Here is a 21751-nt window from a genome sequence, read left to right as displayed (position 1 = left end):
CGTCACCCCTCGTCGAGCAGGGCCGCGACCGCTCGCTCCAGCTCCGGCTCGTCCAGCAGCTGCGGGCGCACCGTCTCGCCGCTGGCGGCGTAGTAGAAGGCGGCATCCACCTGGTCGAGAGGTAGCCCGCGCAGCCGCGCGTAGGCCAGGCGGTAGACCGCGAGCTGCAGCTCCCGGACCCGCGCGCGACGGCCGTGGGGACGCGCCCCGGTCTTCCAGTCCACGACGGTGCAGCCGCCCTCAGGCCGGGGGAAGACTGCGTCGATGCGCCCCCGGACGCTGAGGCCGGCGATCGTGGACTCCACGGCCAGCTCGATGTCGCTGGGGGTCCGCCCGGCCCACTCGCTGGCGAGGAAGTGCTCCTTCATGGTCGCCACGTCGTGATCGGCGAGGGTCCCCTCGTCGGCGCTGCCGGGGAGCTCGTCCAGGTCCACGATGGCGGCCTGTCCGTAGTGCTGCTCGACCCAGGCGTGGAAGGACGTCCCCCGGCGGGCCGCCGTCGCCGGCGGCGCCGGCATGGGCCGCCGCAGCTCGGCCCGGAAGACCTCGGGGTCGTCGGCCAGGGACACCAGGGCCGAGGTCGACAGGTGTCCCGGCAGCGGCGACGCGGTCCCCGGACGGGGGCGGGTGGCGCGGTCGCGCTCCGCGAGCAGCACGCCGATCTCGGCGTCGAGCTCCGCCCAGGCGCTGTCGGGGGGCGGCTGCGTCGTGGCGACGGGGCGGGGCGCCGCCAGGTCGGGCGCCTCGGCCAGGGCTGCCTGGGCCGCTCGCACGGCGTCGGCAGCCCGGTGCAGCGCCGCTGCCGGGGCGACCGCGGCGGGCCAGCTGACCTGCACGGCCTGCTCGAGCATCGGGTTGGTGGGGGCGGGATCGCTGTCTGGCATGGGTGCCCACCCCACGGTCGTGCAGGCGCCGGCGTCCCGCAGCTCCTCCAGGAACCGGGACGTGACCCGGGGCTTGCGCTGCTGGCCCCAGACCGAGGCGGTCAGCAGCAGCTCGTGGCGCGCGCGCGTGACCGCCACGTAGGCCAGCCGTCGCTCCTCCATCACGCCGTGCTCGCCGCACGCGAGCACGAAGTCGCTTATCCGCTTGGAGAGCTCGGCCTGGTCGGGGCTGCTCTGCCAGGTCAGGGCGGGCAGCCCGGACCGGTCCCCCCGGAGGCCGAACGGCACGGTGTCGAGGCCGATGAGCCAGGTCTTGTCCTTGGGGGGCGGCATGCGCCACCCGCCCTGGGAGTCCGTGACCACCCGCGCCTCGTGGCTGGGGAAGGTCCCCTCCTCCAGCCCGGGCACGGCGACCAGGTCCCACTCGAGGCCCTTGGCCGCGTGGACGGTGAGCACCTGGACCGCCCCGGGTGCGGGCGTGACGGCTCCCGGGGCCAGACCCCGCTCCTCGGCCTCGGCTGCGGCCAACCACGCCAGCAGGCCGGCCAGGGTGGGGCGGTCCGACCCCGTGGCATAGTCGGCGACCACGTCGGCGAAGGCCTCCAGGTGCACCCGGGCCTCGGCGGCCGGGCGTCCCGGGCGCGCCATGAGCTCCAGGTCGAGCCCGAGCGCCCGCTCTGCCTCCCCGACGACCTCGGACAGGGTGGCGCTCAGCAGCTCACGGACCCGTCGGACCCGGCCACGCAGGTCGCGCAGCCGCAGCCGCGCCTGCCCGCTGAGGCTGCGCCCCCGTCCGGACACCCACCCCTCGGGGGGAAGCCGGTCGAGCGCCTCGACCAGGCCCACCATGGCCTCGTCCTGGTCGAGGTCGTGACCGAGGGCCCGCGCCCAGTCGTGCAGCGCGGCGAGGTCGGCGGCCCCCAGGTGCACGAGCGGCCCGGTGAGCAGGCGGACCAGGTGGTCGCCGCGCGCCGGGTCGTCCACCACGTGCAGGAAGGAGACGAGGTCGGTGACCTCCGGCATGGTCAGCAGGCCGCCGACCCCGACGACCTCCACCGCCAGGCCCTGCTGCTCCAGCGCCTCGACGATCGCGGGGAACTGGCTGCGCTTGCGGCACAGGACGGCGGCGCTGGGCGGTCGTCCGAGGTCGCCGGGGCTCGACGCGCCCCTCGGCGGGGAGGGGACGAGCCGGTCGTGGATCCAGGCGGCGACGAGGTGGGCCTCCTCCTGCGACGTCGGCAGCCGGGCCGCGGTGACGGCCCCGGTCGCGGCGTCAGGACGGGCGCGGAGCACGGCCACGTCGACCGCGCAGGCCTGGGTCAACGGGCCGGCGACGACGTTGGCCGCCGCCAGGATCGACTCGTCGTTGCGCCAGGACGTGGACAGCGGCAGGGTGCGGGCGGGCCCGGCGGCGGTCGGGAAGTGGCGCGGGAAGGAGGTCAGGGTGGTCGACGAGGCGCCGCGCCAGCCGTAGATGGACTGGTGCGGGTCGCCGACCGCCATGACCGGGACGTCGGCCTGCGCGGCGGCGTAGAGCTCGCGGAGCAGCACGAGCTGGGCCTCGCTGGTGTCCTGGAACTCGTCGAGCAGCACGGCGCGGTAGCGGCTCCGCTCGGCCCGGCCCACGTCGGGGAACGTCGAGGCGATGCGGGCGGCCAGGGACATCTGGTCGGCGAAGTCGACGGCCTCGGCCTCCCGCTTGGCTGCGGCGTAGGCCTCGAGGAGCGGGACCACGGCCCGTCTGGTGCGCAGCACCCCCAGGGCGTCGGCGACCTCGGCGAGGTCCGCCCGGCGCCGGGAGCCGGGCGGCAGGGCGTCCCACGCGTCGACGACGAGGTCCAGGTGCCGCTGCAGGTCCTGCGGGGTCCGCAGGTGCTCGGCGAGCTGCCCGGACAGCGCCAGCACGGCGTCGACCACCGTCGACACGGCAGGCACGGGTCGACCGGCGCGGCGGGCGGCCTCGTCCAACGGGCCCTGGTAGCCCTGCACGATCTCGTGGGCCAGCTGCCAGCAGGACGCCTGGGAGAGCAGGCGGGCGCCCGGCTCCACGCCGAGGCGCAGACCGTGCTCGGACACCAGGCGGCCGGCATACGCGTGGTAGGTCGAGACCGTGGGGGCCAGCTCCACCTCGCCGCCGTCCGCGGGCTGCCACAGGCCCGCCGCGACCAGCTGACGCAGCCGACGGCCGATGCGGTCGGCCAGCTCACCGGCCGCCTTGCGGGTGAAGGTGAGCCCGAGGATCTCCGCGGGGGCGACCAGGTCGTTGGCCACGAGCCACACCACGCGGGCGGACATGGTCTCGGTCTTGCCGGACCCGGCCCCCGCGACCACGAGCAGGGACTCCAGCGGCGACTCGATGACCGCCTGCTGCTCGGGGGTGGGCGCGGGCTGGCCCAGGGCCCGGGCGATGTCGAGGGCGCTGTGGCGGGCGGTCACAGCTGCCGTCCCTCGGGCATGGCGGGGCAGGAGCGCCGCACCGGGCAGTAGCCGCAGTGGTCGCCCGGGGTGACCGCGAACGCGGCGCCCGACATGGCGCCGGCGGCCTCCTCGACCAGCCGACGTGCCCAGGTGGGGTCCTCGGCGTCCTGGACGGAGGCCTGGGGCTGCAGGCGATAGCTCTGGGCCTTGCCCCCGACCTGCAGCAGGGCTGCCCCGGCGGACTCGCTCGACTCCTCGAAGGCGCCGGCGGCGACGGCCGCCTGGTAGGCCGCCAGCTGGGGGTGCTCACCGATCTCGGCCTGCGTGGGCCCCGAGCCGGAACCCGTCTTGAGGTCGATCACCCGCAACCGACCCGAGGCGTCCTGCTCGAGCCGGTCGACCCGACCCGTGAGCAGCGCGCGTCCGACGGCGACGCGGGCGTCGCGCTCCACCCCGACGAGCCGCCAGCCCTGGTCATGGGATGCCTGCGCATAGGCGGCGAGCTTGGTCACCATCGCCACCGCGCGGTGGTGCTCGTTGCGGCTCGCCCAGCTGTCGGAGAGCTCGAGCTCGGGCCAGCGCCGGTCGAGCTCCGCTCGCAGGGCGGCGGGGTCGGTGAGGTCGATGGCCGGGTCGGCGGCGATCTCGTGCACGAGGGTGCCGACCTGGGCGGCGGAGCTGTCTCCTGCCTCTCCCCCGTGGCTGCGCAGGAACCACATGAGGCCGCAGCGCTGGACGGTCTCGAGGCGGGAGGGGGACACCGGGACGGGGGCGTCGGGCGGGTGCACGGGGTCGTCCCTGGTCGGGGACCGCATCCCCCACCAGGAGTCCGGGTCGGCGCCGGCCACCCCGGCGGAGGCGAGCACGGCCAGACGCTGGGCGGCCTCGGTGCGGAGCTGCTCGTCGTCGCTGAGCGTGCGCCGACGCAGCTCGGCCACGACCGCGGTCAGCGACAGGGGCGGGGGCACCTCGACGGTCGCCCGCGCGTCACCCGCGGAGGGGTCGATGACGTCGAGGTAGGAGGAGGGTTGCTCGTCCTCGGAGCTGACGGCGGTCGCGACGAGCACCTGCCTGGCACGGCTGACCGCGACGGTGAGCAGGCGCGCCTCGTCGGAGCGCACCGCCGCGAGCGCCTCACGAGGACCGTGCCCGCGCCCGGCGAGGAGGTCGACGAGATGCTCGGAGCCCAGCAGCGAGCCGCGCAGGCGCAGGTCGGGCCAGACCCCCTCCTGCAGCCCGGCGACGACCACCAGGTCCCACTCCTCGCCGGCGGCGCCCTGGGGCGTGAGCACCTGGACCACCTCCTCCAGCGGTGCCTGCGGGACCAGCGAGTCGGCGGCGAGCTCCTGGGCGAGGACCTGCTCGAGGAAGGCCTCCGGCCCCGCCCCCGGCAGCCGCTCGGCGAACCCGGCCGCCGCGCCGAAGAGCGCGACGACGCCGTCCAGGTGCCGGTCGAAGCGGGCGGACACCGGGCCGCCGGCGATCGCCGCCGCCCGCCACCCGTCGGCGACGCCCAGGCCGGACCACAGGTGCCACAGGACCAGCTCTGCCGTCACCTCCGCGGGCCAGCGACCGTCGGGACCGAGCCGCGCCACGGTGGCTGCCGACGTCAGCGCCCGGGCGACGCGCCGGGCTGCGGCCGCCTCGCGATCGGGCACGTCGTCGAGCATGGTCCCGTCCAGCACGGCCTGGACGAGCAGCTCGTCGCTGCGGCGCCGCTCGCCGCCGGGCCGGTGCGCACGACGCAGGGACCGGCGCAGCCGGCGGACCGTGACCGGGTCGCAGCCGCCGACCGGGGACAGCAGCAGCTCCACCGCCACGTCCGGCTCCAGCGGGCGCGGGTCGCGCCGCGCGACCCGGACGGCCACCTGCAGCAACGTCAGCAGGGCCCGGGCGGCGGGCTCGTCGCGCACCGGGAGGTCGGTCATCGAGGAGGCGACGGGCACCCCGGAGCCGCCGAGGACGCGCCGCAGCGAGACGCTGCGGGCGCGGCCTCGGACGATGACGGCCATGCGGGACCAGGGCACACCCTCCAGCAGGTGGGCTCGGCGCAGCCGGCCGGCGATGTAGGCGGCCTCCTGCGCCGCGCTGGCCAGCACCACGGCCTCCACCGGTCCGGACGGAGCTGCAGCACCCGAGGCGCCGTCGCCACCCGACGCCGGGATCTCGCGCGGGTCCGCGCAGAGCCGGTGCGTCGCGGACCCCAGCACCCCGACCTGTCGCGCGGCGCGCCCCGTGACGGCGGCGAGGAGCGGCGCCTGACGATGGGACCCGCTCAGCACGAACGACTCGCCGAGGCTCAGCAGGTCCTGCCCCCCGAACCACTCCTCCCAGTCCCGGGCGAAGACGCGGGGGTCACCGCCGCGGAAGGTCTCGACCGCCACGTCCGGGTCACCGAGGAGGACGAGCTGGCAGGACGGGTCCCGGACCACCGACAGCAGGCGCGCCGCGGACCACGTCAGCTCCTGCGCGTCGTCCACGACCACGAGGCCGAACCGGTCGCGGGCGCGGCGCAGGGCCTCCTCGGAGGCCTCGAGCCGGTCGGCGGCGGCCGACAGGACCCACGCGGGGTCATAGGCGCCGGGCCGGGAGAAGGCGGTGACCTGGTCGTACTCCTCCAGCACCGCGGCGGCGGCGCGCCACTCGGGGCGCCCGTGCTGCTCGGCGAGGGCGACGAGGTCCTCCGGCACCAGCCCGCGCTCCACGGCCCGCATCAGCAGGTCGCGCAGCTCCCCGCGAAAACCCCTGGTGCCGAGCGCCTCTCGCACGGAGTCCGGCCAGCGCGGCCCCGGCACGACACCGGTCGCGTGGCCGTCGAGGAGCTCCTTGAGGATGGTGTCCTGCTCGGGCCCCGACAGCAGCCGCGGCGCCGGGTCACCCGCGAGCGCGGCCTCGGAGCGCAGCAGCCCGAACCCGAGGGACTGCACGGTCCGCGCCAGCGGCGTGGTGGTGGTGACGCCCAGCCGCGCCGTCACGCGGTCGCGCAGCCGTGCCGCGGCCACCCGGCTGGAGGTGAGCAGCAGCGCCCGGTCCGGCGCCACCAGCCCCCGCCGCACCCGGTCGACGACGAGCTCGACGGCCAGCGTGGAGCGTCCCGACCCCGGCGGACCCACGACCTGCACCAACGCCGCGGTGCTGTCGAGCGCTGCGCGCTGCTGCTCGTCGAGGGCCGGAGCCTCGTCGAGCAGCTGATCCATCTCCTGCACCTGCAGCATGCTCCGATCTCATCACCCACCACTGACAGACCCTCGGCGGCGCGGCGGGCGAGCCCGATCAGGGGGCCGCGCGGTCGTGCGGCAGGCCCTCCCCGGGGATCCAGGCGCCCTCGCCGTCCCACCTCGCCCGTGCCAGGTCCACCCGTATGCCGTCCACCAGCCCACCCACCAGCGGGGTCGCCTCGGCCCGCCACCGCTGCCGGGCGCGAGCCGTGAGCTCGTCGGGCAGCGACCCGTCGGCGCGCACGACCCGCCACCAGGGCGCGTCGCCGGCATACCGGCTCATCGTCTGCCCGACCTGACGCGCTCCGCCGCGTCCGAGCAGGCGAGCGACGTCGCCGTAGGTCACCGCGCGCCCGGCGGGCACCTGGTGGACGACCTCCAGGACGTCCTCGGCGAACTCGCCGGGAGGACCCGCGACCGGCACGCCGTCAGTAGGTGGGCAACGAGGGGTCGACGTCGCGGACCCACGCCAGCACGCCGCCGTCCAGGTGACGGGCGTTGGTGTGGCCGCCGGCGACGAAGGCCTGCAGCGCGGTGGCGGACCGGCCGCCGACCTTGCAGTGGATGACGACCTCCTCGTCCTCGCCGAACATCGCGTTGGCGCGCCCGCTCACGAAGTCGTCCAGGGGGACGGCCTCCGCGCCGGGGATCGAGACGATCTGGCGCTCGTCCTCGCCGCGGACGTCGACGAGGCGGAAGCTGCCGGGCCGCTCGCGCAGCATCTGGGCCAGCTCGGTCGCCGTGACGGTGGGGAGCATCGCATGCATGTCGTCCTCCTGCTGGGTCGGCAGCCCGCAGAACTGCTCGTAGTCGATGAGCTCGTGGATCGTGGGGTGGTCGCCGCACAACGCGCAGTCGGGGTTGCGCTGCACGGTGAGGGTGTCCCACCGCTGGGCGAGGGAGTCGTGCAGCAGCAGCCGCCCGATGGCCGGCTCCCCCATGCCGACGACGAGCTTGATGGCCTCCGCGGCCTGGACCGACGCGACGGCCGCGCACAGCACCCCGAGCACCCCGCCCTCGGCGCACGAGGGGACGCTGCCCGGGGGCGGGGGCGTGGGGAAGACGCAGCGGTAGCAGGGCCCGTGACCCGCCCACCAGATGCTCACCTGCCCCTGGAACCGGAAGATCGACCCCCACACGTGCGGGATGCCGAGCAGCGCGCAGGCGTCGTTGACGAGGTAGCGGGTGGGGAAGTTGTCGGCGCCGTCCACGACGAGGTCGTAGCCGCGCAGCACCTCGAGCGCGTTGGCCGCCTCGAGCCGCACCGGGTGCTGGACGACGGTCACCCCGGGGTTGATGCGGGCGATCGTCTCGGCGGCGGACTGCACCTTGGGGCGTCCGACGTCGTCCTGGCCGTGCGCCACCTGGCGCTGCAGGTTGGACTCGTCGACGACGTCCGGGTCCACGATGCCGATGGTGCCGACGCCGGCGGCGGCGAGGTACATCACCGTCGGGGAGCCGAGGCCCCCCGCACCCACGACGAGCACCCGGGCGTTGACCAGCCGTCGCTGCCCCTCGCGGCCCACCTCGGGCAGCAGCAGGTGCCGGGAGTACCGCTGCACCTCCTCGGCCGACAGGTCGCGGCCGACGTCGACCAGGGCGTGTCGATCCATGGCCCGACAATACCGCGCGGGATGCGACCCGGGCCCGGCCGCCGACGCGCGGGCCCGCCGAGTAGCATGGCCGCCACCCGCGGCGACGAGCGGGCCCCAGGACGACCGCATCTGCTAAGGACCTCGATGACGACCTCCACCGAACCCGCCGGCGACACCACCCGGCACGGCCGCCTGCCGCGCTCCGAGCGCCGCGCCCAGCTGCTGGAGGCGGCGCAGGACGTCTTCGTCGAGGCCGGCTACCACGCTGCCGCCATGGACGCCATCGCCGAGCGCGCGGGGGTCTCCAAGCCCGTCCTCTACCAGCACTTCCCCAGCAAGAAGGAGCTGTACCTCGCGCTGCTGGACCAGCACTGCCAGGCCATCGTGGACCTCGTGAGGACGGCCCTGGCGTCGACCGACGACAACCGCGAGCGGGTGGCGGCGACGATCGCCGCCTACTACGAGTTCTTCGACCGCGACGGGGCGCCCTTCCGCCTGGTCTTCGAGTCGGACCTCACCGGCGAGGCGGCGGTCCGCGAGCGCCTGGACCGCGTCGAGACCGAGTGCGCCGAGGCCATCGCGGACGTCATCAGCGAGGACGCCGCGCTCCCCCGCGAGCACGCCCTCCTGCTCGGTATGGCGCTCGCCGGGGCCGCCCAGAACTCCGCCCGCCACTGGGTCACCAGCGCCTCCCGGTCGGGGGTCACGCGCCCGGAGGCCACCCAGCTGGTGCAGCTGCTGTCGTGGCGCGGGATCGGCGGCTTCCCCAAGCAGAGCGCCTGAGCCGGTCCGTCACCACGTCACGCCGCGCGCCTTCCCGCCCAGCCCCTGCCCGCTAGCCCCCACCCGCTCAACCCCTCCCCTGACCACGAGCGGGAACACCCCGCGGTGACCCGGAGTTGGTCACCCACGAGAGCATCGGCCGCCGGCCGGTGCCCACCATCGACGAAAGGACCCTCCGTGGAGGTCAAGATCGGCGTCCAGCACGTCGCCCGCGAGATCACCTTCCAGTCCGACCAGACCCCGGACGAGGTCGCGCAGGCCGTGGCCGCCGCGGCGAAGGACGGCAGCCTGCTGACCCTGCGTGACGAGCGCGGCCGCACCGTGATCGTCCCTGGTGACCGCGTCGGCTACGTGGAGATCGGCGAGTCGGCGAAGACCCGGGTGGGCTTCGGCAGCCTCTGACCACCCCGCCGGGCCCGACGGCAGCACCACGGCAGCACGGTTGCGGCACGACGGCTGCACGCCACCACACCGCTCCGGCCTGCGCTTTCGTCATCAAGACGTGATGCTGGAGTGCATCAAACATCCGTGACGGGGTATCCCTCAGGTGACAACGTGTAGCCGACCCCTCGTGATCGTGGGGCGGCACACCGGTCCGGCAGCTGTCGGACCGACCACCACGTCAAGGAGAGTGACATGCTCGGCACCATCATCACCGCCATCATCATCGGCGCCATCATCGGGGGGCTCGCGCGTCTCGTGATGCCCGGCCACCAGAACATCTCGATCCTCATGACCATCGTCCTCGGCATCCTCGGCTCGGCCATCGGGTCCTGGCTCGTCGCGCAGTTCGGCTACAAGAACGCCTCCGGCGGCATCGCCTGGATCGCCGTCCTCGCCGGCGTCGTGGTCGCCGCGATCCTGATCGCGATCTACCTCAACGTCACCAAGGGCCGCAGCCGCGTCTGACGCGACAGGCTCGCCACGACAGCGCGGCCGGCACCCCACCCGGGGTGCCGGCCGCGCTCGTCATACGGTCAGCTGGTCACAGGCCTGACGGCAGAGGTCAGACGGTCAGGCCCAGCCGGGCCATCCGCTCGCCGTGGGCGTCGGCGAGCCGGGTGTAGAGGCGCCCCAGCTCCCCCACGTCGCCGCGCTCGACCAGCAGCTCCACGAGCGCCGGGTGCTCCACGGCGACCTGCTGTGCCTGGGACATGGCCTCCCCGACCAGGCGGCGCCCCCACAGCGACAGCCGCCCGACGACGGCCGGGTCCGTGGCGAGGACGGTGCGCAGCTCGGCCTCGATCAGCTCGGCCTTGCCCTCGGACTGCAGCACCCGGTGGACGAGGGGCCGGTCCGCGTCGCTGACGAAGGCGCTGACCTCGCGGTAGAAGTCCATCGCGAGCCCGTCGCCGACGTAGGCCTTGACGAGCCGCTCGGCCCAGGTGCGCGGCATGGTGCGCTCGTGGAAGGCGGTCACGGGAGCCACGAACGCCGCCATCGCCTCGTGCGGGTCGACCCCCAGCTCGAGCAGCCGCGCCTCGAGCGCCTCGTAGTGCCGGAACTCGCGGGCCGCGAGCCGGGCGAGCTCGACGCGCGCCGCCGTGGTGGGCGCCAGCTCGCTGTCGCTCGCCAGCCGGGAGAAGCCGGTCAGCTCCCCGTAGGCCAGGGCTGCGAACAGCTCGACGACACCGTCCCCGGACGCGGTAGTGCTCATGTGCACCCACAGTAGCCGCCGCCCGGTAGACTTGTGACGACCACGGTGCCCGGTCGGCCCGACTCTGGTGTGACAGGCGAGGCGGACCCGACGTCCCCTCAGCAGCGCGAGCGCTGCCCGAAGACCTCCGATCGGCTCCGCCACCACGTGGGCCCGCGCTGCGGTGCCGCCCCTCGCTCGTGCCGAGGGCGCCCGGCCGCACCGGCTCACCTCGCCGACAGGATCCAGTCCGTATGACGACCCCTACCGCCTCCCAGGACGCCGCCGCCGTGGCGTCGGAGCTGACCTTCGCCGACTTCGACGTCCACCCGGACATCGTCGCGTCGCTCGCCGCCATCGGCATCGAGCACCCCTTCCCCATCCAGTCGATGACGCTGCCCGTGGCCCTCGGCGGCCACGACATCATCGGGCAGGCCAAGACCGGCACCGGCAAGACGCTCGGCTTCGGCATCCCGATGCTCGACCGCGTGGTCTCCCCCACCGACGAGGGCTTCGCGACGCTGCGCCACGCGGGCAAGCCGCAGGCCCTGGCCGTCACCCCGACCCGCGAGCTCGCGGTGCAGGTCGCCGGTGACCTCGCCAAGGCCGGGCGCGACCGTGGCGTGCGGATCGCCACGATCTACGGCGGCCGCGCCTTCGAGCCGCAGGTGGAGCAGCTGCAGCAGGGCGTCGAGATCGTCGTCGGCACGCCGGGCCGGCTGCTGGACCTCGCCAAGCAGGGGCATCTCGACCTGTCGCACGCGGGCATCGTGGTGCTCGACGAGGCCGACGAGATGCTCGACCTCGGCTTCCTGCCCGACGTGGAGAAGCTCTTGGCGCTGACCGCGCCGACCCGGCAGATGATGCTCTTCTCGGCGACCATGCCGGGTGCGGTCGTGGCGCTGGCCCGCCGCTACATGACGCGCCCCACGCACATCCGCGCGATGGGCGACGAGACCGAGAACAAGCACACCGTCAAGGCGATCGAGCAGTTCGTCTACCGGGCCCACGCCCTGGACAAGGTCGAGATGCTGGCGCGGATCCTGCAGGCCCGCGACCGGGGCCTGACCATCATCTTCAGCCGCACCAAGCGCACCGCGGCCAAGGTCGCCGACGAGCTCACGGACCGCGGCTTCGCGGCCGGCGCGATCCACGGCGACCTCGGCCAGGGCGCCCGCGAGCAGGCCCTGCGGGCCTTCCGCAACGGCAAGATCGACATCCTCGTCGCCACCGACGTCGCCGCCCGCGGCATCGACGTCGAGAACGTCACCCACGTCGTCAACTACCAGTGCCCCGAGGACGAGAAGACCTACGTCCACCGCATCGGGCGCACCGGCCGTGCCGGTCACACCGGCACCGCCGTGACCTTCGTGGACTGGGACGACGCGCCGCGCTGGGGGCTGATCAACAAGGCCCTGGACCTCGGGATCCCCGAGCCGGTCGAGACCTACTCCTCCTCGGAGCACCTCTACACCGACCTCGACATCCCCGAGGGCACCAAGGGCCGGCTGCCGCGCGACCGGCGCACCCGCGCCGGCCTGGACGCCGAGCAGCTGGAGGACCTCGGCGAGACCGGCCAGCGCGCCGGCAAGGGCCGCGGCGAGCGCGGTGCCGGTGCCGGTGCTGGTCGTGGCGGCCGTGGCCGACCCGGCGGCCGGGACGGCGACCACGCTGCGCAGCGTGACGGCGACTCCCCGACCGGCGCAGAGGGTGCCAGCCGCCCCCGGCGGGCCCGCAGCCGCCGGCGCACCCGTGGCGGCCGTCCCGCCGAGGGGCAGGACGCCGCGCGAGGCGGCTCCGAGAGCTGACGTCGGGCGGGCGGCATACGGCCGTCGTCGCTGGTCACAGGGCCTCTGGGGACTCCCCAGGGGCCCTGTCGCACATCCCCCGGATTTGCCAGCGCACCTGGGGACGCGGGAGGGTGACAGGTCTTTGCGGACAAACCAACGACGGGCCGTGCTCTCGGGGGAGGTCTCGGCCTCCAAGGAGGATCCCCGGATGACCGAACAACCGCCACGCTCCGTCACCAGCGAACCAGGCGTCGAACCACCGTCGGGCACCGCCGGCAGCACCCTGGCGACGGTGGATGCCGAGCCCGCCGCGGGGCACGACCACGAGCTGCTCTCCGGGCTGACCACCGCGGTGCCCGAGTCGCGGCCGCGCCGGCCCGGCGTCGACTGGATCACCTTCGGCATCACGGCGGCGCTGGCGATCGCGTTCGTGGTGTGGGGCTTCGTCGGCACCGCGTCGCTGTCGACCGCGTCCTCGAACGCCCTGGACTGGGTGATGACCAACGCCGGGTGGGCGTTCGTGCTGCTGGCGAGCATGTTCGTGGTCTTCGTGCTGTGGCTGGCCGCCAGCAGGTACGGCGACATCCCGCTCGGCTCGGACCGTGAGGAGCCGGAGTTCTCCACCAAGTCGTGGATCGCGATGATGTTCAGCGCCGGCATGGGCATCGGACTCATGTTCTACGGCACGGCCGAGCCGCTGTCCCACTACATCGCGCCGCCACCGCGCTCCGGCGTGACGGCCCAGCAGCCGGAGGCCGTGCAGCTGGCGCTCGCCACGACGCTCTTCCACTGGACGCTGCACCCGTGGGCGATCTACGCCGTGGTCGGCGTCGCGATCGCCTACTCCACCTTCCGCAAGGGGCGCAGCCAGCTCATCTCCTCGGTCTTCGCGCCGCTGATCGGCCGGCGCCGCGCCACGGGCCCGCTCGGCCGGGTCATCGACATCCTCGCGATCTTCGCGACGCTCTTCGGCTCCGCGGCCTCCCTCGGCCTCGGCGCGCTGCAGATCGGCGCCGGCCTGCAGCTCAACGGCTGGGTGCACGAGGTCGGCTCCACGCTGCTGGTCGTCATCATCACCGTCCTCACCATCTGCTTCATCGCCTCCGCCGTCAGCGGGATCGCGCGCGGCGTGGAGATGCTCTCCAACGTCAACATGGTGCTGGCGCTGCTGCTGGCCGTCTTCGTCTTCCTGGTGGGGCCGACGCTGTTCATCCTGGACCTGCTGCCCAACGCGCTCGGCTCCTACGTCGACCAGCTCGCGCGGATGGCCTCCCGCTCGGACGCCAGCGGTCTCGAGCCGATGAGGGTCTGGCTGTCCACGTGGACCGTCTTCTACTGGGCCTGGTGGATCTCCTGGACCCCCTTCGTCGGGATGTTCATCGCCCGGATCTCGCGGGGCCGCACGATCCGCCAGTTCGTCACCGGGGTGCTGCTCGTCCCGAGCCTGGTGTCGCTGGTGTGGTTCGCGATCTTCGGTGGCGCGGCCATCGACGCGCAGCGCACCTTCCACGACATGGCCTCGGAGGTCAGCGGCACGCTGGCCGTCAACGCCGACGCCTCGTTGTTCCAGCTGCTCAACCACTACCCGTGGTCCGGGGTGACCACGGTGCTGGTGATGGTGCTGGTCGCGATCTTCTTCGTGTCGGGCGCCGACGCGGCCTCGATCGTCATGGGCACCCTGTCCGAGCACGGCACCATCGAGCCGACCCGCAAGACGGTGGTCTTCTGGGGCGCGGCGACCGGCGCCGTGGCGGCCGTCATGCTGCTCGCGGGCAGCCTGGACGGCGACATGAAGGAAGCGCTCAGCGGGCTGCAGAGCCTGACCATCGTCTCGGCGCTCCCCTTCGCCGTCGTGATGGCGGCCCTGTGCGTCGCGCTCGTCAAGGACCTGCGCACCGACCCCGTGGTCCGGCGGGCCGACCTCGCCACCCGGCTCGTCAACGAGGCCGTGGTGCGGGGGATCAGCGAGCACGGACACGACGAGCTCGAGATCGTCGTGCGCTCCGCCGGGCACGAGGACGAGGCTCCCGCGCCCGAGCGGATCTGGGACCGGCTGGTGGGCAGGTACACCCGCGGCTGACTTCTCGGCACCGACCAGCCCGTCACCGGGCATCTCGGGCGGCCGTCCCCCTCGTGGAGGCGGCCGCCCGGTCGTGTCGGGGGCGCGCGCCGGTGATCCGTCGAGAGTGAGCGGGCGAGAGTGGGCAGGCGAGAGTAGTCAGTCGGCAGGGCTCGCCCGGCCCTGCCCCGGCGCCGGCGCGGTGTCGGGCTCGAGCGCCGCCCACGGCGACTGCTCGGGGGCGTGGGCCGCACCCTCGGCGCAGTGGGCCCGGAAGTCGCACCAGCCGCACAGCGCCGAGAGCCGCGGCGGGAAGTGCGGCGACTCGACCCCGCGCTCGGCGTAGTCGGCGTCCGCCCGCTTGAGGTCGGCCGCGATCGACTCGGCCTCGGCGACCTTGCGCTGCAACGACTCCGTCGTATGCCGGTGCCGCACCACCGTGCTGCTGGGGACGTGGTGCAGCTCGACGTCGACGCAGCTGCGGCGGAACATCGCCCCGACGGCCACGGCGTAGAGCGCCATCGGCAGGGAGGTGCGCAGCTCCTGCTCGGTCGAGGTGCGCCGGGAGGTCTTGTAGTCGACGACCACCAGGGCGCGCCCACCGTCGCTCGTCGGCCGGTCGTCGAGCCGGTCGATGCGTCCCTGCACGATGATCGAGCCGGTCCGCAGGGACACGGTGCGCTCGACCCCGATCGGCCGGTTGGCCGGGGAGAGCCCCCGCAGGTAGTCCACGACGTGGCGCTGGCTGCGCTCGAGCCACCGCCGCGACATCGCCTCGTCGCGGAAGCCGGTCGCCACCCAAGAGGCGCGCACCAGCTCCATCGCCCGGCTCGCGGACCACTGCTGCGCCGGCAGGTCCCACCAGTCCCGCAGCGTGTTGTGCACGGCGATCCCGAGGCTGGTGTGGGCACGCTGCGGCGCCGGGGTCGGCTTGGGCCGGTCGAGGTACTGCAACCGGTAGCGGCGCGGGCAGTCGACATATGCCAGCAGCCGGGAGGGGCTCGCGACGTAGAGCCGCTCCGGCATCCCCGGGAAGGAGCCCTGGGCGGGTGGTGGCGTCGTCGGCTCGGTCATGGTCCGACCCTAGGCACGGGGGCCGGCCCGACCCCAGCGCCCACGCCGCCCCTGTGGACGACGCCGTCCGCGACGCGACCGGCTGTGGATACCGGGCCCGGCAGGCGTGGTCCGGGGCGATCAGGGCTGATCAGGGCCCGTCAGGGCCGCAGCACCGGGACCCCGGACGCCTCGTCCTCGATGCGGGCCAGCACGTCGGGCGACGTGGTCCGCTCCCCCAGCCGGTTGAGCTTGCCGTCGCCGTGGTAGTCGCTGGACCCGGTCTGCGCCAGCCGCAACCCCCGCGCCAGCGCGGCGGCGTGGGCGCGCTGACGCTCGTCGTGGTCCCGATGGTCGACCTCGAGGCCGGCGAGACCGGCCTGCGCCATCTCCTCGATCACGGCGTCGTCGACCACCCGCCCCCGCGCCGCGGCGAAGGGGTGGGCCATGACCGGCACACCCCCGGCCGCCCGCACAAGCCGGACCGCGGCGACCGGGTCGGGCGCGTAGTGCGGGACGTAGTAGGGGCTGGCGTCATACAGGTAGTCCCGGAAGACCTCGCCGCGGTCCCGGCAGGCGCCGAGGGCCACGAGCGCGTCGGCGATGTGGGGGCGGCCGATGGTCGCGCCATCCCCCGCCTGCGCGAGCACCTCGTCGTAGGTCAGCTCCGGGAACCGCTCCTGGAGCCGCTCGACTATCCGGCGCGCCCGCGTCGCCCGGGACTCCCGGGCGCGCTCGATCTCGGCCACCAGGCCGGGGTGCTCGGGGTCGTGCAGGTAGCTGAGCAGGTGGATCGAGATGCCCCGGTGGGAGCAGGACAGCTCCATCCCACGCACCAACGCCACCCCGGTCTCGGGGACCACCTCCGCGGCGTCCTGCCAGCCGCTGGTGGTGTCGTGGTCGGTCAAAGCCACCACCTGGAGCCCCGCCGCCCGCGCCGCCCGCAGCACGTCCGCAGGGGCCTGGGTCCCGTCGCTCGCGACCGAGTGGGTGTGCAGGTCGATGCGCATGCCGCCAATCTAGACGCCCCCGCCAACGTGGACGGGTTGTGCTCGTGGACGACCAGAAACGTCCACGATCGCGGGAGCGGGAGGGAGAGGGGAGAGACGCGCAGGGTCAGCGGCGCGGCAGCAGCACCGTGCAGTCGAGGTCCAGCACCACGTGGGGGAGGTACTTCCCGTCGTCGCCGCGCAGGGGGAAGTCGCCGCACGGGTGGTCCTTGGCGGCCACGGTCCGGACCCGCAGCGCACCGACGTCGCGGCGCCCCGGCAGCTCGAGCCGCTCCAGCACCTCCGACCAGGCGTAGACCGTGTCGCCGGCGTAGGTCGGGTTGGCGTGGGTCCCGCCGTTGAGCGCGGCCACCGAGAGCGCGTTGCCGAGGCCGTTGAAGGACAGGGCGCGGGCGAGGGAGATGACGTGGCCGCCGTAGATCAGCCGGCGCCCGGCCGGGGAGGCGGCCTGGGCGTGCTGGTCGAAGTGGACCCGGGCGGTGTTCTGGTAGAGCCGGGTGGCCAGCATGTGGTCCGACTCCTCGATGGTCATGCCGTCGACATGGTCGATGCGCTCCCCCACCTCGTAGTCGTCCCACAGGTGGGTCGAACCGGCCAGCGCGGTGTCGTAACCTCCGACGACGCGCCACGGCGCGACGAGGTCGGCGGCCGCCACCGCGCCGGGGAGGTCGGGGATCGTCGCCTCCTCCAGCGCGTCGGTGGCGACCCGCTCGCGGCGGCGCACCATCACCCACCGGACGAAGTCCAGCACGACCTCGCCGGCCTGGTTGCGGCCCACCGTGCGGACGTAGACGTTGCCCGTCGCGCCGTTGGAGTTGGGCTTGAGGCCGATCACGGTGGAGGTGGCGGTGAGGGTGTCGCCCACGTAGACCGGCACCCCGAACCGCCCTCCGGCGTACCCGAGGTTGGCCACCGCGTTGAGGGAGATGTCCGGCACCGACTTGCCGAAGACCACGTGGAAGGCCAGCAGCCCGTCCACGGGCATCCGCTCCAGCCCCAGCCCCCTGGCGAAGGTCTCCCCCGACGTCAGCGCGAACCGCGACCCGTAGAGCCCCTGGTAGAGCGCGACGTCGCCCGCGGTGATCGTGCGGGGCGTGGCGTGCACGATCTCCTGCCCGAGCCCGAAGTCCTCGAAGTAGTTGCCGGCCATGGTCTTGGACATGGCGCCCATGCTGCCGCAGCCGGTCGGGCGGCGGCACCCGCACGGGGCGTGCCCTTGGTCACGTCCCCAGCCGTATGCCGCACCCGCCCGCCCGTGCGGGGCGGGGTCATCCGTGCTGGTCGTGCGGGTGCCGCACCACCGGCAGGGTGCCGGTCGTCGCTTCCTCGGCGCGGGCCGTGGTGCGCTGCGCGTCGGGGCTGTCGGGGGAGATCGACGTCTCGGCCGCGGACGCGCCGCCGCGCGGCCCCGCGTGCCGCAGGTTGGCGCGGCCGGGGCGGGCCAGGTAGGTGCCGAGCGAGGCGCCGGCCGCGAGCGCCATACCGACGCCCGCCGCGTTGAAGAGGGTCATGGCGCCGTCGCCGAAGCTGGTCTTGGACCCGGTGTGGGCGACGATCTCCAGGATGCCGCGGTAGACCATGGAGCCCGGCATGAGCGGGACCAGGGCGGCGGTGATCAGGGCCAGCGACGGGACCTGCAGCCGACGCGCCATGGGCACGGACAGCAGCGCCGGCACGAAGGCGCCGAGGGCGCTGGCGGAGACGGTCCCCAGCCCGACCAGCGTCCCGCCGAGGTAGCCGAGCCAGCCGAGGACGCCCATGCCGCCGCACAGCACGACGGTGCGGGGGCCGGCGTAGGTACTGGCGGCGAAGAACATCGAGATGAGCAGGGAGCCACCGATCTGCTGGGCGAGGTTGCCGACCGGCGGGGCCGCGCCGCTGAGCACGACGGGCACGCCGAGGCGGTCCCCGAGCTGCAGCGACGCGAGGATCCCGACGACGATGCCGAGGGTCAGCACGAGGACCTCGTAGGTGCGCGCCCCGGCCGTGACGTAGTAGCCGTCGATGGCGTCCTGGGCGGCACCGACCGCGGACAGCCCGGACAGCATCAGCACGACGCCACCGGCGACGATCAGCTCGGGGCGGATGTCCCCGAGCCAGGAGACCTGGTCGTAGGCGAGCTTCATCAGGCCGATGGCCGCCAGCGTCGGGATCGAGGCGCCGAGCGCCTGCACGAAGAAGGTGGGGACCTGCTTCTTGGCCAGCCAGCCCATGAGCAGGTCGATCGCCGCCGACGCCAGGAAGGCGATGAGGATGATCAGCGGGGAGGCGTTGAGCAGCACGCAGACGCTGGCCGCGACACCCGCGTTGGCGACGGTGACGACCCACCGCCGGTAGGGGTGGGGGGCGCGCACGATCGCCGCGAAGAGGTCGAAGGCCTCGTCGACGGGCAGGCCCTCGCCGATCCGGCTGACGAGCCCCTGGAGCCGCTGCAGGCGGGTGTAGTCGATGGAGCGGGCCCGCACGACCCGGAAGGTCGTGAGCGGCTCGCGGTCGTGGCCGCGGTAGTAGGAGACGTAGATCGAGGTGTAGGTGACGTCGACGTGGACCGAGCGCAGGTCGTAGGCGCGGGTGATCCGCAGCGCGTTGACGGTGACGTCGTTGGCGGACGCCCCGTGGCTCAGCATCATCTCGGCCACCCGCATCGCGAGGTCGAGGACCTTGCGGGCGGTGGTGGGGTCGACCTCGTCCGGGCTGAGCTGCAGCACCCCGGTGCCGTCGCTCGGCCGGAAGACGCGGGCCGCCTGCGCCGCGGTGCGACGCAGCCCGTAGACGGCGGCGGAACGCCGGGGCGGCACGGCTCCAGGGTGCTGCGAGGTCGTCACGCTCCGTACTGTCCCTGGCGGGTGGGCCGCGACGCAAGCGACCGGCGTGCCGCGTGGCACCATGGCAGCCATGATGAGCGAGGAGCAGCCCAAGGCCGAGCACCGCAGCCGGCCCAGCAGCGCGGAGTTCCGCGAGTTCGTGGCGTCGGGGTGGGCGCCGCGCTCGAGCGATCCGACGCCACGCGCGGAGGTCGCCGACGTGACCGAGCCGCGTCGCGAGGCGGTGTCCCAGGAGTTCTCCGGGGAGCGGCTGGTCATCCCGGCGGGCGGCCTGAAGGTGCGGTCCAACGACTGCGACTACGTCTTCCGCCCGCACACCGCCTTCGCGTGGCTGACGGGCCTCGGCGCCGACCGGGAGCCCGACGCCGTGCTCGTCATGGACCCGCAGGCCGACGGCGGCCACGAGACGACGCTGTTCTTCCGGCCGCTGGCCCCGCGCGACAGCGAGGAATTCTTCGCCGACAGCCGGTATGGCGAGTTCTGGGTCGGCGCTCGCCCCACGGTCGCCGACGTGGAGTCCGAGCTGGGCGTGCGGGCCCGCCACATCGACGAGCTCAAGGACGTCCTCGCCAAGGACGCCGGCACCGTGCAGCTGCGCGTCGTGCGCGACGCCGACGCGGCCGTGGCCGCCCTCGTCGACCAGGTGCGCGCCGAGGCCGGCGTCACGGAGTCGCAGGAGGAGCAGGACCAGGCTCTGGCCCGCTCGCTGTCGACCCGGCGCATGGTCAAGGACGCCTGGGAGGTCGAGCAGATGCGGGCGGCCGTGGCGGCGACGCACACCGGCTTCGAGGGCGTCGTGGCAGACCTGCCCGAGGCGGTCCGCCGCGGCCGCGGCGAGCGGTGGGTCGAGGGGGTCTTCGGCCTCTACGCCCGCCACGAGGGCAACGGCGTGGGCTACGACTCCATCTGCGCCTCCGGCGACCACGCCAACACGCTGCACTGGATCAAGAACACCGGGGAGGTCCGCGACGGCGACCTGATCCTCGTGGACGCCGGCGTCGAGGTCGACTCCCTCTTCACCGCCGACGTCACGCGCACGCTGCCCGTCAACGGCCGGTTCTCGGCGCCGCAGCGGCGCGTCTACGAGGCGGTGCTCGCGGCGCAGGAGGCGGGCCTGGCGGCCGTGCGCCCCGGCAACCGGTTCAAGGACGTCCACGCGGCCGCGATCCGGGTCATCGCCGAGCACCTGCACGACTGGGGGCTGCTGCCCGAGGGCGTCACCGTGGAGCAGACCCTCGACCCCGACCACGGGCAGTACCACCGCCGCTGGATGGTCCACGGCACCTCCCACCACCTGGGCATGGACGTGCACGACTGCCAGCTGGCGCTGCGCGAGGACTACATGGAGGCCGAGCTGGTGCCGGGCATGATCCTCACGGTCGAGCCCGGGCTGTACTTCAAGGCCGACGACGAGCTCGTCCCCGACGAGCTGCGCGGGATCGGCGTGCGCATCGAGGACGACGTCCTGGTCACCGAGGACGGCTGCGACAACCTGTCCGCGGCGATCCCCCGCACCGTCGCGGACGTGGAGCGGTGGATCGCCGAGGTGCAGGAGCGCGGCCGACCCTGACACCGGGGTGGCGCGGCGTCGTCGGGACGCCGCCGGCCCACCGACCGGCACGTATGCCGCGGGCCCGCACCCCCGCTCGTGGGGGATGCGGGCCCGTGGCCTCTGCTGGCTCGTGTGTCAGCGGCGCTGGTCGTCCTGGCCGGAGCGGGTCGCGCCGCCACCGGCCTGGCCCGGGCCGCTGACCGGCCCGGGGCCGGCGCTGTCGCCGTGGCTCCCGTCGGTGGGGACCCCGCCGGGCGCGGGCCGGTCGTAGGGCTGGCCCGTCGGCGCCGGCTGCCCCGCCGGGGTGGACTGTCTGCCCGTCGGGGCCGGCTGCCCCACCGGGGTGGACTGGCTACCGGTCGGCGCACCCGCCGGACGGGTGGCCTGCGCCCCGAGCAGGCCGGCGGCGCGCAGCATCTCGCGGGCCTGGCCCTGCAGCTGGTGCTCGACGAGCACCTCGTAGCGGGTCGCGACGACCTGAGACACCGAGGTGAAGTCCCGGCGGCCGCGGGTCAGGGCGTAGCCGATCAGCGCCCAGACCAGGCCGAAGAGCGCACCGAAGAGCACCGTGGTGACCACCGTGCGCATCCCCTGGCCGTCGAAGATCGAGAACACGAGGCCCACGAACAGACCCATCCACATGCCGGAGAGCAGCCCGCCGAGGGCGACCTTCTGCTGCGACAGCCGCCCGGTGACGCGCTCGACCTGGCGCAGGCCGGTGCCGACGATCATGACGTTCTGCACCGGGAAGGAGTGGTCCGCGAGGTGGTCCACGGCCTTCTGCGCGTCGGTGTAGCGGTCGAAGACGCCGACGGAGGCGGGCCACTCCAGCTGGAGCCTCTCCGCCGTCAGGCCGGACGCAGGGTTCATGGGGGTCTGGGACATGCCTCCATTATGCCGTCGTTCGCCCCGGCACCCCTGGGTGCCG

At 74.2% G+C, this 21751-nt stretch carries 16 protein-coding genes; 6 read left to right on the top strand and 10 right to left on the bottom strand.

Annotated elements, in window-relative coordinates; genetic code table 11:
- Nucleotides 1–2 precede the first annotated feature (2 nt).
- From ADJ73_RS08765 to moeB, 4 genes are read right to left on the bottom strand one after another with little or no spacing between them, the layout of a single operon-like run.
- Nucleotides 3–3320: an ATP-dependent DNA helicase gene (locus ADJ73_RS08765; protein WP_082176852.1), complete on the bottom strand. Its 3318-nt coding sequence runs from the start codon at nucleotides 3318–3320 to the stop codon at nucleotides 3–5.
- On the bottom strand, nucleotides 3317–6517 hold the full coding sequence (locus tag ADJ73_RS08760; RefSeq protein WP_050347964.1) for an ATP-dependent helicase: 3201 nt from the start codon (nucleotides 6515–6517) through the stop codon (nucleotides 3317–3319). Before ADJ73_RS08760 ends, ADJ73_RS08765 begins: the two co-directional genes overlap by 4 nt.
- Before the next feature lie 58 nt (nucleotides 6518–6575).
- Nucleotides 6576–6944: an MGMT family protein gene (locus ADJ73_RS08755; protein ID WP_050347963.1), complete on the bottom strand. Its 369-nt coding sequence runs from the start codon at nucleotides 6942–6944 to the stop codon at nucleotides 6576–6578.
- A 4-nt stretch (nucleotides 6945–6948) separates the two neighbouring features.
- Nucleotides 6949–8133 carry a molybdopterin-synthase adenylyltransferase MoeB gene (moeB, locus tag ADJ73_RS08750; protein WP_050347962.1) on the bottom strand — a complete coding sequence of 395 codons (1185 nt, stop codon included), beginning with the start codon at nucleotides 8131–8133 and terminating at the stop codon, nucleotides 6949–6951.
- A gap of 126 nt (nucleotides 8134–8259) precedes the next feature.
- On the opposite strand from moeB, the gene ADJ73_RS08745 reads away from it, so the two are divergent.
- From ADJ73_RS08745 to ADJ73_RS08735, 3 genes are all read left to right on the top strand, one after another.
- Entirely contained in the window at nucleotides 8260–8898 is a 639-nt protein-coding gene (locus ADJ73_RS08745; protein ID WP_050347961.1) for a TetR/AcrR family transcriptional regulator, read from the top strand.
- Nucleotides 8899–9075: 177 nt separating this feature from the next.
- Nucleotides 9076–9300: a DUF3107 domain-containing protein gene (locus ADJ73_RS08740; protein WP_050347960.1), complete on the top strand. Its 225-nt coding sequence runs from the start codon at nucleotides 9076–9078 to the stop codon at nucleotides 9298–9300.
- A gap of 234 nt (nucleotides 9301–9534) precedes the next feature.
- Nucleotides 9535–9807, top strand: a complete 273-nt coding sequence (locus ADJ73_RS08735) for a GlsB/YeaQ/YmgE family stress response membrane protein (RefSeq protein ID WP_050347959.1) — start codon at nucleotides 9535–9537, stop codon at nucleotides 9805–9807.
- Between the two features lie 97 nt (nucleotides 9808–9904).
- On the opposite strand, the gene ADJ73_RS08730 is transcribed toward ADJ73_RS08735, so the two are convergent.
- Nucleotides 9905–10555, bottom strand: a complete 651-nt coding sequence (locus tag ADJ73_RS08730; protein ID WP_050347958.1) for a ferritin-like fold-containing protein — start codon at nucleotides 10553–10555, stop codon at nucleotides 9905–9907.
- A 233-nt stretch (nucleotides 10556–10788) separates the two neighbouring features.
- Between ADJ73_RS08730 and ADJ73_RS08725 the strand changes: the two genes are divergently transcribed.
- Entirely contained in the window at nucleotides 10789–12342 is a 1554-nt protein-coding gene (locus ADJ73_RS08725) for a DEAD/DEAH box helicase (protein WP_050347957.1), read from the top strand.
- 190 nt (nucleotides 12343–12532) lie between these two features.
- The gene (locus tag ADJ73_RS08720) at nucleotides 12533–14404 is read left to right on the top strand and encodes a BCCT family transporter (RefSeq protein ID WP_082177140.1); all 1872 of its coding nucleotides are present in this window, start codon (nucleotides 12533–12535) and stop codon (nucleotides 14402–14404) included.
- Nucleotides 14405–14542: 138 nt separating this feature from the next.
- On the opposite strand, the gene ADJ73_RS08715 is transcribed toward ADJ73_RS08720, so the two are convergent.
- The 4 genes from ADJ73_RS08715 to ADJ73_RS08700 all read right to left on the bottom strand — a co-directional run bounded on the left by ADJ73_RS08715 (nucleotide 14543) and on the right by ADJ73_RS08700 (nucleotide 19271).
- The gene (locus ADJ73_RS08715) at nucleotides 14543–15457 is read right to left on the bottom strand and encodes a RecB family exonuclease (protein ID WP_050347955.1); all 915 of its coding nucleotides are present in this window, start codon (nucleotides 15455–15457) and stop codon (nucleotides 14543–14545) included.
- A 140-nt stretch (nucleotides 15458–15597) separates the two neighbouring features.
- Nucleotides 15598–16446 (bottom strand): PHP domain-containing protein, encoded by an 849-nt coding sequence (locus tag ADJ73_RS08710; RefSeq protein WP_050347954.1) that lies wholly within the window; start codon nucleotides 16444–16446, stop codon nucleotides 15598–15600.
- A gap of 106 nt (nucleotides 16447–16552) precedes the next feature.
- Nucleotides 16553–17608, bottom strand: coding sequence for a MaoC family dehydratase (locus ADJ73_RS08705; RefSeq protein WP_050347953.1), 1056 nt, complete (start codon nucleotides 17606–17608; stop codon nucleotides 16553–16555).
- A 106-nt stretch (nucleotides 17609–17714) separates the two neighbouring features.
- Entirely contained in the window at nucleotides 17715–19271 is a 1557-nt protein-coding gene (locus tag ADJ73_RS08700; RefSeq protein WP_172669710.1) for a threonine/serine ThrE exporter family protein, read from the bottom strand.
- 73 nt (nucleotides 19272–19344) lie between these two features.
- On the opposite strand from ADJ73_RS08700, the gene ADJ73_RS08695 reads away from it, so the two are divergent.
- Nucleotides 19345–20841, top strand: a complete 1497-nt coding sequence (locus tag ADJ73_RS08695) for an aminopeptidase P family protein (RefSeq protein WP_216593712.1) — start codon at nucleotides 19345–19347, stop codon at nucleotides 20839–20841.
- Between the two features lie 117 nt (nucleotides 20842–20958).
- On the opposite strand, the gene ADJ73_RS17305 is transcribed toward ADJ73_RS08695, so the two are convergent.
- Nucleotides 20959–21708: a general stress protein gene (locus ADJ73_RS17305; RefSeq protein ID WP_216593618.1), complete on the bottom strand. Its 750-nt coding sequence runs from the start codon at nucleotides 21706–21708 to the stop codon at nucleotides 20959–20961.
- Between the last annotated feature and the right edge of the window lie 43 nt (nucleotides 21709–21751).

Source organism: Arsenicicoccus sp. oral taxon 190 (genome assembly GCF_001189535.1).
In the GTDB taxonomy this organism is placed as follows: Bacteria; Actinomycetota; Actinomycetes; order Actinomycetales; family Dermatophilaceae; genus Arsenicicoccus.
Note: the sequence above shows the minus strand (reverse complement) of the source record. Positions and strands in the feature narration are given on the sequence as shown.

Coding starts and splice junctions, on each gene's coding strand:
- ADJ73_RS08725 (WP_050347957.1), top strand. CDS start 10,789: ATGACGACCCCTACCGCCTCCCAGGACGCCGCCGCCGTGGCGTCGGAG.
- ADJ73_RS08720 (WP_082177140.1), top strand. CDS start 12,533: ATGACCGAACAACCGCCACGCTCCGTCACCAGCGAACCAGGCGTCGAA.
- ADJ73_RS08730 (WP_050347958.1), bottom strand. CDS start 10,555: ATGAGCACTACCGCGTCCGGGGACGGTGTCGTCGAGCTGTTCGCAGCC.
- ADJ73_RS17305 (WP_216593618.1), bottom strand. CDS start 21,708: ATGTCCCAGACCCCCATGAACCCTGCGTCCGGCCTGACGGCGGAGAGG.
- ADJ73_RS08745 (WP_050347961.1), top strand. CDS start 8,260: ATGACGACCTCCACCGAACCCGCCGGCGACACCACCCGGCACGGCCGC.
- moeB (WP_050347962.1), bottom strand. CDS start 8,133: ATGGATCGACACGCCCTGGTCGACGTCGGCCGCGACCTGTCGGCCGAG.
- ADJ73_RS08710 (WP_050347954.1), bottom strand. CDS start 16,446: ATGCGCATCGACCTGCACACCCACTCGGTCGCGAGCGACGGGACCCAG.
- ADJ73_RS08760 (WP_050347964.1), bottom strand. CDS start 6,517: ATGCTGCAGGTGCAGGAGATGGATCAGCTGCTCGACGAGGCTCCGGCC.
- ADJ73_RS08705 (WP_050347953.1), bottom strand. CDS start 17,608: ATGTCCAAGACCATGGCCGGCAACTACTTCGAGGACTTCGGGCTCGGG.
- ADJ73_RS08695 (WP_216593712.1), top strand. CDS start 19,345: ATGAGCGAGGAGCAGCCCAAGGCCGAGCACCGCAGCCGGCCCAGCAGC.
- ADJ73_RS08715 (WP_050347955.1), bottom strand. CDS start 15,457: ATGACCGAGCCGACGACGCCACCACCCGCCCAGGGCTCCTTCCCGGGG.
- ADJ73_RS08735 (WP_050347959.1), top strand. CDS start 9,535: ATGCTCGGCACCATCATCACCGCCATCATCATCGGCGCCATCATCGGG.